Raw genomic sequence first — 12,294 nt, 5'->3', positions numbered from 1 at the left:
CGCTGTGCGCGGGAAGGGCAGCGTTTCGGCGCTGCCCTTTTCGTTTGCAGGCTCGCTACTCGTCCATGAGGACGGTGAACCCGCCCCAGATCATGCGTTTGCCATCGAACGGCATGTCCGTGCCGGTCATGTTGGGATCTTCCGACATCTTCTGGTTGGCGGCATCCCGGGTGGCCTTGTCGGGATATTCGACCCAACTGAACACGACTGTCTCGTCATCCCTGGCCTTCACGGCGCCAAAGAAATCGGTGACCTCGCCTTTGGGGACATCGTCTCCCCAGCATTCGACGTGCCGGGTAGCGCCGAGCTTTTTAAAGTACTCGGCGGCTTCCCTTGAGTGCTTGAGATAGACGTCCTTATTTGCCGTGGGAACTGCGGCAACAAATCCTTCGATATAGGGCATGATCAATCTCCTCTGCTGCCCGCGACGTGTGCGGGAGTGCAGAGTAAAGACGCACAATGGGGCGCCGAGCCGACATCCGCGCGGGATTTTTCGCTGGCGGAGACAGCCGGCTGTCGGCAGGAGAGGCGCCACGGTTTGGAGGGGCAGATCAATATGAACGTGAACTTGGCGAGTGCTGCCTGTAGTGCCGGAGGAGTTGGACAACACTCCTGCCGAGCGACGCGGAAACCATGCGGGTCTCCGGGTCAAGCTGCGGGATGAAGACGACGAGAGGGGCGGGCCAGGTGCTGTGCCTTACCTGCCCCTTTTCAGCTGGACGGCCGGCTCGGCGGCAGCTCTCCCGTAAGCGTGCTGTCGACCGCAGGTTGCATCGCCATGCCAACTTTGAACCGTGAGCGCGCAAATCCATTCTATGTTGCTCGGGCTCGGCGGTGACATTTTTCTCGTTATTACACTACTTGTTTGGTCGACTATTCGATAGCATTTCTCCACACACCGGAGGAGGACATTGATGAGTGGGGATTTCATACTGTTCGCGGTGGTCGGCTTTCTGGCCCAGCTCATCGATGGGGCGCTGGGGATGGCCTATGGGGTGATCAGTTCGACGGTGCTGCTGAGTCTCGGCGTGTCGCCCGCCTATGCCTCGGCGACGGCGCATGCGGCAGAGGTGTTTACCACGGCGGCTTCGGCCACCAGCCATGTGGCGCATCGCAATATCGACTGGAGATTGTTCTGGCGCCTGGCACCGGCTGGTGTTTTGGGCGGCGTGCTGGGGGCGTATCTGTTGACCAGCGTCGATGGCAGCGTGGCGCGGCCGTTCGTTACCGCCTATCTGACCATCATGGGGTGCTTCATCCTCTATCGCGCGTTCCGAGGCGTATCGCCAGGGCTCGACCCCAAGACCCATTTCGTTGCGCCGCTGGGCGTTGTCGGCGGATTTGCCGACGCGGCGGGCGGAGGCGGATGGGGACCGGTGGTGACCTCCACCTTGGTGGGCTCGGGCGGCAAGCCGCGCTATGTGATCGGGACTGTCAACGCCGCCGAGTTCCTGCTGGCCTCGTCCATTTCGGCGGCGTTTCTGTTCGCGCTGCTTTCGGGCCACTGGGAGGAAGCGGGCGAACTCGTCGATCATGCATGGTCGGTGGCAGGGCTCGTCGTGGGCGGGCTGATGGCCGCGCCGCTGGCCGGGCTGGTGGTCAAGCGCGTGCCCACGCGCGGGCTGATGTATGCGGTGGGCATATTGGTGATCTGTCTCGCCGGATATCAGACCTGGGAGATGCTGGCCGGTTAGGGAAAGAACAAGAGCTTGATGGCCAGGGCGATGGAGACCACGACCACCAGTGGGCGGATGACTTTCGCGCCGAAGCGGATGCCGGTGATGGCGCCGAGATAGCCGCCCAGCACCTGGCCGGCGGCCATGACGGCGGCAACCGGCCACATGACATCGCCCGCAAAGACGAAAAAGCTCAGCGCCGCGAAATTGGACGTGACGTTGAGCACCTTCGTGTGCGCCGAGGCGCGCGCAGCCGAGAGGCCGAACAGGGCGACGAAGGCCAGGATGAAGAACGAGCCGGTGCCCGGACCGAAAATGCCATCGTAAAAGCCGATCACGAAGGCAAAGACGGGCACGAAGGTGGAAAAATCGAGCCGCGCCGCGCCGTCGATATCCTTGATCGAGGGCGAGAGGGTGAAATAGAGCGCCACGGCGATGATGGCCACCGGAACGGCGATTTCGAGCGCCGAGGTATCGACCTGCTTGAGAACGATGGCCCCGAGGAACGAGCCGGCGAAGGCGGCGGCCATGGAGGGCACCAGCGACAGCAGGGAGACATAGCCTTTGCGCCAGTAGGTGTAGGCGGCCATAGTGGTGCCGACGATGGACTGGGCCTTGTTGGTGGCCAGCGCCGTGACGGGCGGCAGGCCGGCCGAAATCAGGGCGGGAATGGTGATCATGCCCCCGCCGCCCGCCACGGCATCGACGAAACCGGCGACGACGCCAACGCCGCCCAGGGCGAGAAGGACCCAGATATCGAACACGGAAAGCTTTACTCCACGAGGCGCCGAGCGCGCCGGTCGCCCCGGCCTTTCGCGCGAAACGCCGGGATGATACCTTTATTTATCTGCCGCGCTTGCTGGCATGAACCGCGACGGTTTGCAACTCAATCGGAGGTGGCGATTGGTGCGAAAATAACGAACAATCTGTCGGGAGCGGGCGGATTTTACACATGAGTGGTTTGAGGCAGTGTCTCGTCATCGCAAATCAAGACGGACGCTGACAATCATGACGTCGCTTCAGACCTATCTTCCGACCGCCGGGCGCATTCTGCTCGCGGTTATCTTCATTCTTGCCGGGTTCAACAAGATCCCCGCCATCGAGGGCAATGTGGGCTATATGGAAGCCTATGGCGTGCCCGGCATTCTGATCTGGCCCACCATCATCGTCGAAATCGTCGGCGGGCTGATGCTGGCCTTTGGCTTTAAGGCCCGTTGGGCGGCAGCGGCGCTGGCCGCCTTCACGCTGCTTTCGGCGCTGATCTTCCACACCGACTTTGCCGATGCCAACCAGATGACCGCGTTCATGAAGAACCTCGCGATCACCGGCGGCATGCTCTACGTCATCGCGTTTGGCGCGGGTGCGCTGTCGGTGGACGAGCGCAGGGGGTGATACGGGCACCAGGGTGCTTGGTAGCTCAGCGCCTGCTTGAAGGTCTTTCCGGAACTGAGGTGGGTGCGGAGACTCAGCGCACCCCTCATCCGACCGCCTCGCGGCCACCTTCTCCCACCAGGGGAGAAGGGTAACGGGATAAACGCGAGCGCAGAGTTGCTGGCTTTCTCAGGAGCATGTCTCAAGAGCCCTCTTCTCCCCTGGTGGAGAAGGGCCGGGGATGAGGGGGCTCAGCATCTCAAGCGCCACGGTGGTGTTTGCTGAAGCTCAGCGCACCCCTCATCCGTCTCGCCCGGCGGGCGATCCACCTTCTCCTTCAAGGGGAGAAGGGTAGCCGGTGGCAGGTCCTCGGCAGAAACGTAAGCGCTGCATCAGAAGTTCGAAATGGCCGCGCGCCGAGGTGTCCCTTCCTTAGGAGAACGCGGCGGCGCCGAGGGGTTGGAGGAGCATGTTCAGGGTGGCCAGCTTGCCGGCGTGCCATTCGGCATTGCGGGCGACGACCAGCAGGGATTCGCTTTTGAGCATCACGCCATCCTCGAGCACGCGCAGGCCGTTGGCGCGCAGGGTCGAGCCGGTGGTGGTGATATCGACGATGAGATCGGCCGCGCCGGAAGCGGGGGCGGCTTCAGTGGCGCCCAGGCTTTCCACGATCCGGTATTCGGCGATGCCGTGGCGGGCGAAATGCCGGCGGGTCAAGTTGACGAATTTGGTCGCCACCTTCAGCCAGCGGCCATGGCGGGCGCGGAAATCGGCGGCGACGTCGGAGAGGTCGGCCATCGCCGTGACGTCGATCCAGCTATCGGGAACGGCCACCACCGCATCGGCGCGGCCGAAGCCGAGGCGCTTGACGATTTCCACCTGTTGCGGGCCGGTCTCGGCGGATTCGTGGATCAGATCCTCGCCGGTGATGCCGATATCAATGGTGCCGCGAATGAGTTCGCGGGCGATCTCGGAGGCCGAGAGGAAACGGACGACCACGTCGGGCATGGCGGCCATTTCGCCCAGATAGGAGCGCGCGCCGCCGGGGCGTTCGATGGGAAGGCCGGCCTTTTCGAAGACGGCGATGGCTTCTTCCTGGATGCGGCCCTTGGAGGGTAGCGCGAGCATGATGGTGCTCATCATTGCACCTCCGCTTCGAGACGATCGGCCCAGACGGCGCAGCCGACGGCGGGGATATCTTCGGGCGCGCCGAGGCGGCGCAGCAGGCGGTCATATTGCCCGCCCGAGACCAGAACCAGCCCCCCTGCCCCGGTCACCTCGAAGGTGATGCCGGTGTAATAATCGAGGCGCGGGGAGAAGCCGGCATCGAACAGCACATGGCCCGAGAGACCATCGCGAAGCTGGGCCAAGCGGCGGCGGGTGGTCGCGAGGGCTGCCGCAAGATTTATCCCGGTGGCCGAGGCGAGGCTTTCGATAGCGGCGAGCGCTTTATCGGCCGGGCCGGATATGGCGAGATAATTGCGCAAGAGGTCGATGGTTTGGCCGGGGACATGGGCGGCTTCGAGCGCCTGCTTTTCGAGGTAGCGCTGGGCGATCTCCTCGGGGCTGCGGCTTTCGGTGAGGCTGAGCCCATTGGTGAGCATCAGCTCGCGCACCCACTCGGCGATGTCGCCTTCGGGCAGGCCGGCGGGACCGGCGGCGGGGGGTTTTGGATCGGCCAGGCGATCGAGCAGGCCGGTCATGGCCTCGGGGTGGCCATAGCGGGCGCGGATGCGCGGGCGCCAGACATCGGGCATGTCGCAGGCGGCAAGGATGGTTTCGAAGAGATCGATATCGCCCATGCGGATGATGGGGGCGGTGACGTCGTAGATGTCGATCACGGCGCGGGCGAAGGCGATGACTCGGCCGAGCGCGGCGTCGGCATCGGGGAGCGCCAGGAGTTCGAGGCCGCCCTGGTCGAATTCGGCGGGGCCGTCGGCGCGCTGGCGGAAGACCGGCCCGAGATAACCGTAGGCGGCGGGGGTGGCCGCGCCGGTCGCGATGTGCTCGATGGCGATGGGCAGGGTGAAATCGGGGCGCAGGCAGAATTCCGAGCCGTCCGGGCCCTGGGTCAGGATCATGCGCGCGCCAAGTTCCTCGCCGGCGAGGTCGAAATAAGCAGCGGGCGGGATGAGGATGGGCGGGGTGGAGACCGTGACGCCAGGGGCGGAGATGAGGGCGTGGAGGGCGGCGCGGCGGGTGTTAGCGGACATTGCGGTTTCCCAAGACAGATACACGCAAGCTCTGGCGCAGCGTTGAAAGGCTGCCCCCCCTCATCCGACCGCTTCGCGGCCACCTTCTCCCACCAGGGGAGAAGGGTGATGGGGCACAAACTATCGTAGAGTGTTTGGCAAGCGCTGCAGGCCCCTCATCCGCCCCTTCGGGGCACCTTCTCCCCGGCGGGGAGAAGGGGAATGGGGCAAACGAACGTTCAGAGTTCCTGGCCGGTGCTGCAGGCCCCTCATCCGCCCCTTCGGGGCACCTTCTCCCCGGCGGGGAGAAGGGGAATGGGGCAAACGCAAGTTCAGAGTTCCTGGCCGGTGCTGCAGGCCCCTCATCCGCCCCTTCGGGGCACCTTCTCTCCGACGGGGAGAAGGGGAATGGGACAAACGCAAGTTCAGAGTTCCTGGCCGGTGCTGCAGGCCCCTCATCCGCCCCTTCGGGACACCTTCTCCCCAGCGGGGAGAAGGGGAATGGGGCAAACGCAAGTTCAGAGTTCCTGGCCAGTGCTGCAGGCCCCTCATCCGCCCCTTCGGGGCACCTTCTCCCTGGCGGGGAGAAGGAAGGCTGGGCGCTGCGGCGAGAGCTCCCCTCGCCCCGCTGGGGAGAGGGGATGGGGGTGAGGGGCCGGCCAAGGGAAACAAGGTTGGCGATCATTATCGCACCGCCGTGCGTTTGGCGGGCATTGGGCTGGATTCCGGGAACACGTCCCGGAATGACAAGGTGAGTTTGAAGGCGCGGGAGGCGGCCATCACCCGTTTGCCTTCATCCAGGCGGCGACGGCGGGGATCTGTTTGACGAAATCGACCATCTGGGCGCGCGGGACCGAATATTGGCCGGGGCGTTCGGTTTTCCAGGCGGCGTTGTCGATGATGGAAGCGGCGGCTTCGGCGCCTTCGGCCAAATCCTTGATCTGGACGATGCCCTGCGCGCGCTCGTCCGAGCCCTGGATGATGACGGCCGGAGCGTTGCGCTTGTCGGCGTATTTCATCTGCTTGCCCATGTTCTTGGAGGAACCCAGGAACAGTTCGGCGCGGATGCCGGCGTTGCGGAGATCGGCGACCATTTTCTGGTAGTCGGCGATGCGATCCTTTTCCATCACGGTGACGACCACGGGGCCGGTTACGGGCCGGTCCTCAAGGTTGCCGGTGAGTTTCAGCGCCGAAGCGAGACGGGAGACGCCGATGGAAAAGCCGGTGGCCGGGGTTTCCTCATTGCGGAAGCGCGAGACGAGGCCGTCGTAACGGCCACCGCCGCCAACCGAGCCGAAGACGACATCCTGGCCCTTTTCGTTCTGGACCTTGAAGGTGAGTTCGATTTCGAAGACAGGGCCAGTGTAATATTCGAGGCCGCGGACGACGGAGGGGTCGATCTTGATACGGTCGGGGCCGTAGCCGGCAGAGGCGAACAGCGCGGCCATGGCTTGCAGTTCGGAGAACCCTTCAGCAAAGGCCGGGGTAATCTTGAATTTCGATAGCGATGGCGTCCTGAACTCGGCATCGAGGAAACCATCGGGGCCTGCATCATCCTCGAGATCGACGAGATCGTCGAGGCGTGCCGCGCTCATCATCTCGATGATGGCTTCGGACTGATCAGCGTCGAGCTTGGCGCCTTCGGTGAAGTCGCCGCTCTCATCCTTGCGGCCCTCACCGAGGAGAAGGCGGACGCCTTCGGGGCCGAATTTGTCGAGCTTATCGATGGCGCGGAGGACGGTGAGCTTCTGGGCTTCGTCAATGACGCCGATGGCCTGCATCACGCCATCGAGCACCTTGCGGTTGTTGACCCGCACGACGTACTTCCCCGCCAATCCCAAGGCATCCATCGTATCGGCCATCATCATGCAGATTTCCGCATCGGCTTCGGGGCCGGCGGCGCCTACAGTGTCGGCGTCGAACTGCATGAACTGGCGGAAGCGGCCGGGGCCCGGCTTTTCGTTGCGGAACACCCAGCCCTGGCGGTAGGAGCGGAACGGCTTGGGGAGGTCCTGATAGTTCTGAGCGAAATAGCGGGCGAGCGGGGCGGTGAGATCGTAGCGCAGGCTCATCCATTGCTCGTCATCGTCCTGCACCGAGAAGACGCCGGCGTTGGGACGGTCGGTATCGGGCAGGAATTTTCCGAGCGTTTCGGTGTATTCCAAAAACGGGGTCTGGAGGGGATCGAAGCCGTAGCGCTCATACACATGCCGGATTTTCGCGACCATCTGCTCGATGGCGGCGAGATCGGCCGGTTCGGAATCGACGAAGCCGCGCGGCAGGCGCGGTTCGATGAGCGCAGTGTTCTTAGCCATGTGAAAAGTCCCTGACCCCGGCGGAAACCGGAGGGTTTTGCGTTACGGGGAGTTCCTAAACGATAAGGCCAATCGAGACAAGGCGAGCGGGCGGTGTTGCTCAAGCGCCACAGGCTGCGATCAAGTGCGACATCCCGCCACATCAGGGGTTGGCGGTCACGGATTCGTGAGCTAAGAGGTTGGCACCTTCAACCGGTGCCTGCAATGGGCGCCAAAGCCTTCGGGAGACGTCATATGACAGCATACGCTCACGTCCTCACCCGTGGTGTTGAAGGTCGCGGCTGGGTCATGACCCGCTGCCTCACCCGCAACGGTTTTAACGGCCTCAAAGCCTGACATAACCTCGCGGTGATCGGGTCGCTCGCTTAGGCTCGATCTTCCAAAACACCTCCAGAAACCAGCAATCCTGACGACAGCACATTTGCGTCCTGCCGCCCGGATTCCAACCAAACCTCAACCCTTGGTCGCGTCCGGGGACGGCTGATCGTCCCTCCTTTCGCGTCCAGCAACATGGAGCCAGTGCGCCCTGTGGCGGCTGGACGAAAAGTTATGTCGCATATTCAGATTTCAAACGAACACGCGGTGCTGCGGATTTCCGTGGATACCCTGATTGCCGAACACGGTAAGTGGCGGGTGGTGCTGGCGGCCATCAAGGCGATGGTGCGCGGCAAGCGCCGGGTGCAAACGATCCGCCCGATCGACCTGCCCAACTCGATCCGCCGTGACATTGGGCTGCCCACTGTGGTGGACCCGCCAAGTATGCCCACGGTGATGATGGTCTATGCCAGGCCGTAGTCACCTTATGAGCTCGGCGCTCTTGGCTGAGGCCGCTGCTGGATTCCGGGAACAAGTCCCGGAATGACGAGGGGGCGTTGGGGTACGTTACCCCCGCGTGTCACCCCGGGATTTATTCCCGGGGTCCAGCAGTCGCCTTGCGCGGAGGCAACGCGCTTGCAACGTTTAAACCGTCGCTTTTCGCTTGGTGTCGAGAAAGAACCGACAACGGCGCGCATACCTTGCCCCGGGTCAAGCCCGGGGTGACACCGTTGGTGGGTGGGTGATTCTGGTGGACCGCTCGCCCCCCTGTCCCTGTTTCATTTTATGGCCTCACGAAATCGGTCCGCAGGGCTTCGATGGGGGCGTGGCAGTGGCAGGTTTCCATGTGGTCGTTGACGAGCCCCATGGCCTGCATGAAGGCGTAGCAGGTGGTGGGGCCGACGAAGGTGAAGCCGCGCTTTTTGAGGTCTTTGGAAAGCCGCACCGAAGCCGGCGTGGTGGCGATGGTGCGCAGGGTTTCCCAGGAATGGTCGGCGGGGCGCTCATCGGCGGGGGGCTCGAAGCGCCAGAAATAAGCGGCGAGCGTGCCGAATTCATCACGCAGGGCCTGGGCACGGCGGGCGTTGTTGATGGTCGAAACGATCTTGCCGCGATGGCGGACGATGCCGGCATCGGCCAACAGGCGCTCGATGTCGGGTTCGTCGAAGGCGGCGACTTTGTCGATATCGAAACCGGCAAAGGCGGCGCGGAAATTTTCGCGCTTGCGCAGGATGGTGAGCCAGGACAGGCCCGACTGGAACCCCTCGAGGCAGAGCTTTTCGAAAAGCCTGGTATCGCTGGTGACCGGGAAGCCCCATTCGGTGTCGTGATAGGCCTGATAGAGTGGATCGCTGCCGGCCCAGGGGCAGCGGACGGGCGCGGTGTCGGTCATGGAATCGGCTCCCTGCAAAAGTCGGGTAACCATAGCGGTGAGTACCCGATTAACCACCCCGTTTGACGCAATCTTTGCCGCTGGGCGGGCAAAAATCGGGTTCCCTTGTCGCTGCAATCCGAGTCGCCGATGATCCGCATCGCCCCTGCCCTTCTGGCCTCTCTCCTGCTTATTGCCCCCGCGCAGGCGCAATCGGGCTATCGCGGCTATCGCGGCTATCTCGATGCCATGTTCGGGGCGCCAGCGGCAACGCAGACGCCGCAAACGCCCGAGCATCTGCGCCCCTACCAGGCCGGCCAGACGATCAACCCTGCCTATCTGCGCCAGGTGGTGAGCTACGCAACAAGCGAAGCGCCGGGAACGCTGGTGGTCGATACCGAGCAGCACTTCCTGTTTCTGGTGCTCGATGGAGGCAAGGCGATGCGCTATGGCATTGGCGTGGCGCGGGTCGGGTTCGAGTGGAGCGGTACGCATCGGGTGACGCGCAAGGCCGAATGGCCGAGCTGGACACCGCCGGCCGAAATGCATGCGCGCCAGCCGGGACTGCCGCGATTCATGGAGGGCGGCCCCAACAACCCGATGGGCGCGCGGGCGCTATATCTGGGTTCGACGCTCTATCGTATCCACGGAACCAACGAGCCCTGGACCATCGGGCGCTCCGTCTCCTCGGGGTGCATCCGGATGACCAATGAGGACGTGATCGACCTCTATGAGCGTGTGCCGGTGGGCACAAAAGTGATCGTCATCTAGAGGCGTCCGCACCTGGGGCAAAAGTCGGTCAAGGCATTGACGCAAGCGTCAGCATCCGCAAAGGGAGGCGCCATTCCCTTAAGCTGACGAGATTCTTGATGACCCAGACGGATACCAAAGTCAGCGACCGCTTTCCCATGCGCCCGATTCCGATCGGCCTTGGGTTGGTCGTTTTTCTTGCCCTGCTGCTTCTTCCCGCCCCCGACGGCCTTTCGACCGAAGGGTGGCGCGTGGTGGCCATTGCGAGCCTCATGATCATCTGGTGGATCACCGAGGCGGTCCCCATTCCCGCCACTGCGCTGATCCCCATTGCGGCCATGCCCATACTGGGCGCCACCTCGCAAGGGGCGGCGACTTCCCCCTATGGCGACCCGATCATTTTCCTGTTCATGGGCGGCTTTCTTCTGGCGCTTGCCATGGAACGTTCGGGTCTGCACCGGCGCGTGGCGCTCAACATCGTTCTGCGCACCGGATCGGGGCAGCGCCAGATCGTTGGCGGCTTCATGATCGCCACCGCGTTCTGCTCGATGTGGGTTTCCAACACGGCGACGGCGGTGATGATGCTGCCGGTGGCGCTTTCGGTGGCCGAGTTGATCAAGGAGCGCGGCGGATCGTCCCGGTTCCCGCTGGCTTTGCTGCTTTCGATTGCCTATGCGGCCTCGATCGGCGGCGTTGCGACCCTGATCGGCACCCCGCCCAATGCGCTTCTGGCCGGCGCGCTCAACCAGAGCTATGGCTATGACCTGGGCTTTGCCCAATGGATGATGGTGGGCGTGCCGGTGGCCGTTGTGGTGCTGTTTGGCACCTGGCTGGTGCTGACCCGATTCTCGATCCGGCTGGAGAAGGGAAAGCTCGAAGGCGCCGAGGAATTGTTCCGCGCCCAGCTCGCCGAGATCGGCCCATGGACCCAGGCCGAGATCCGCGTCGGCATCGTGTTCGTGGTGACGGCGCTGGCCTGGATTTTCCGCACGGTGCTGGACGACTTCATTCCGGGGCTCACCGACACCTCCATCGCCATTCTCGCCGGGCTGGTGCTGTTCGTTGCCCCTTCGGGCGACCGGGAGGGCGGCGCGCTGCTGGAATGGCATGACGCGCGCAAGTTGCCATGGGACGTGCTGATCCTGTTCGGCGGCGGGCTCAGCCTTGCCGCCGCCGTGACGGCCACGGGGCTGGATGTGTGGATCGGCGACCTGCTTGGCGCTTCGGCCAGTGCGCTGCCGCTGATCGCCGTGGTGTTCGTCGTGGCGCTGGTGATCCTGGCTTTGACCGAGTTCACCTCCAACACGGCGACGGCTGCGGCGTTCATCCCGCTGCTGGCGGCACTGGCCGTCAGCCTGGGCGAAAATCCGCTGCTACTGACCGTTCCCGCCGCGCTCGCCTCGTCCATGGCGTTCATGCTGCCGGTGGCCACTCCGCCCAACGCGCTGGTTTTCGCTTCGGGCCATGTGACAATTCCGCAGATGGCGCGGCAGGGCCTGTGGCTCAACCTGCTCTCGGTGGTGGTGATCACCACGCTGGCCTATGGGCTGATGATCGCCCTGATGGGCGTCACGCCCGGCGAATTGCCCGGCTGGGTGAACGCAGCCCAATAGCAGAACGAAAATTGGTCCGGCGACCTCGTCGCCGGGCCAGAGCTATTGTTCGATCATCTCCGGGGTCATTGGATCGCCCCGGCTGAGACGGTCATGCCGCATGCGGGATGTCGAAACCCCTATCGGCATAGTCCTTGAGCTTGTTGCGAATGGTCCGGACCGAAATCCCCAGGATTTCGGCGGCATGAGTGCGGTTGCCATTGGTTTGCCGCAGCGTTGCGAGAATCAGATCCCGTTCCACATCGGCAACCGGCAGCCCCACAAGGGCCTCGGCCAGTTCAGCGTTTGGAGCAAAGTCGTACACGGCACGTCCTTTCTGAGCCCCCAAACTGCTCACATCACAAATAGTTTACCGATAGGATTAACAAAAGGTTAACGCGGCGGAAGCAGGCGCGTTTGCGGCGGCGGGAGTGCGGGTGGCGGGAAAGGTGGTACCGTCGCCCCGGATCGAACGGGGGACCTCTAGATCCACAATCTAGCGCTCTAACCAACTGAGCTACGACGGCATGGGCGTTGGGGACAATCAAGGACGCTTGTGGCGGCGTCGTCCCGAAACGCGGCGGAACATAGGGCGAGATGAAAGCAAAGACAAGAGCGGTTTGTCCGTGGGGAAAAGGTTTTTTGTCCCCGCGCGCGTCTTAACCATTCGAGGGGTTTGACGGGGGTGAAGGCACGCAAGGCGTGGACCGG

General features: G+C 63.6%; 11 protein-coding genes, 1 tRNA gene and 1 pseudogene. 5 read left to right on the top strand and 8 right to left on the bottom strand.

The genetic code is table 11. The annotated features are described in order from the left end of the window. Nucleotides 1-55 precede the first annotated feature (55 nt). On the bottom strand, nt 56-403 hold the full coding sequence (locus NO932_RS04125; protein ID WP_309209815.1) for a DUF1428 domain-containing protein: 348 nt from the start codon (nt 401-403) through the stop codon (nt 56-58). Between the two features lie 511 nt (nt 404-914). Between NO932_RS04125 and NO932_RS04120 the strand changes: the two genes are divergently transcribed. Next, complete coding sequence (locus tag NO932_RS04120) at nt 915-1,694, top strand: sulfite exporter TauE/SafE family protein (protein WP_309209814.1); 780 nt, start codon at nt 915-917, stop codon at nt 1,692-1,694. Here the strand turns inward: NO932_RS04120 and NO932_RS04115 are convergent. Continuing rightward, nucleotides 1,691-2,440 (bottom strand): TSUP family transporter, encoded by a 750-nt coding sequence (locus tag NO932_RS04115; protein ID WP_309209813.1) that lies wholly within the window; start codon nt 2,438-2,440, stop codon nt 1,691-1,693. The genes NO932_RS04120 and NO932_RS04115 overlap by 4 nt on opposite strands. Before the next feature lie 244 nt (nt 2,441-2,684). On the opposite strand from NO932_RS04115, the gene NO932_RS04110 reads away from it, so the two are divergent. Further along, nucleotides 2,685-3,068 (top strand): DoxX family protein, encoded by a 384-nt coding sequence (locus NO932_RS04110; RefSeq protein ID WP_309209812.1) that lies wholly within the window; start codon nt 2,685-2,687, stop codon nt 3,066-3,068. 411 nt (nt 3,069-3,479) lie between these two features. Here the strand turns inward: NO932_RS04110 and hisG are convergent, their stop codons facing one another. The 3 genes from hisG to hisS all read right to left on the bottom strand — a co-directional run bounded on the left by hisG (nt 3,480) and on the right by hisS (nt 7,554). Then, nucleotides 3,480-4,190 (bottom strand): ATP phosphoribosyltransferase, encoded by a 711-nt coding sequence (hisG, locus tag NO932_RS04105; protein ID WP_309209811.1) that lies wholly within the window; start codon nt 4,188-4,190, stop codon nt 3,480-3,482. Next, on the bottom strand, nt 4,187-5,260 hold the full coding sequence (locus NO932_RS04100) for an ATP phosphoribosyltransferase regulatory subunit (protein ID WP_309209810.1): 1,074 nt from the start codon (nt 5,258-5,260) through the stop codon (nt 4,187-4,189). Before NO932_RS04100 ends, hisG begins: the two co-directional genes overlap by 4 nt. Before the next feature lie 758 nt (nt 5,261-6,018). After that, nucleotides 6,019-7,554, bottom strand: coding sequence for a histidine--tRNA ligase (gene hisS, locus NO932_RS04095; RefSeq protein ID WP_309209809.1), 1,536 nt, complete (start codon nt 7,552-7,554; stop codon nt 6,019-6,021). A 549-nt stretch (nt 7,555-8,103) separates the two neighbouring features. On the opposite strand from hisS, the gene NO932_RS04090 reads away from it, so the two are divergent. Then, nucleotides 8,104-8,349, top strand: a complete 246-nt coding sequence (locus NO932_RS04090; RefSeq protein ID WP_309209808.1) for a hypothetical protein — start codon at nt 8,104-8,106, stop codon at nt 8,347-8,349. Nucleotides 8,350-8,653: 304 nt separating this feature from the next. Here NO932_RS04090 and NO932_RS04085 read toward each other — a convergent pair whose 3' ends face one another. Continuing rightward, nucleotides 8,654-9,262 (bottom strand): DNA-3-methyladenine glycosylase I, encoded by a 609-nt coding sequence (locus NO932_RS04085; RefSeq protein ID WP_309209806.1) that lies wholly within the window; start codon nt 9,260-9,262, stop codon nt 8,654-8,656. A gap of 129 nt (nt 9,263-9,391) precedes the next feature. Between NO932_RS04085 and NO932_RS04080 the strand changes: the two genes are divergently transcribed. Further along, nucleotides 9,392-10,012: a L,D-transpeptidase gene (locus NO932_RS04080; RefSeq protein WP_375142840.1), complete on the top strand. Its 621-nt coding sequence runs from the start codon at nt 9,392-9,394 to the stop codon at nt 10,010-10,012. A 98-nt stretch (nt 10,013-10,110) separates the two neighbouring features. Beyond that, entirely contained in the window at nt 10,111-11,604 is a 1,494-nt protein-coding gene (locus tag NO932_RS04075; RefSeq protein WP_309209803.1) for an SLC13 family permease, read from the top strand. 91 nt (nt 11,605-11,695) lie between these two features. On the opposite strand, the pseudogene NO932_RS04070 reads toward NO932_RS04075, so the two are convergent. Beyond that, a pseudogene (locus NO932_RS04070) lies at nt 11,696-11,884 on the bottom strand (helix-turn-helix domain-containing protein); the annotation flags it as partial. A gap of 149 nt (nt 11,885-12,033) precedes the next feature. Further along, a tRNA-His gene (locus NO932_RS04065) sits at nt 12,034-12,110 on the bottom strand. Nucleotides 12,111-12,294 lie beyond the last annotated feature (184 nt).

This window comes from Pelagibacterium sp. 26DY04, assembly GCF_031202305.1.
Lineage (GTDB): Bacteria > Pseudomonadota > Alphaproteobacteria > Rhizobiales > Devosiaceae > Pelagibacterium.
Note: the sequence above shows the minus strand (reverse complement) of the source record. Positions and strands in the feature narration are given on the sequence as shown.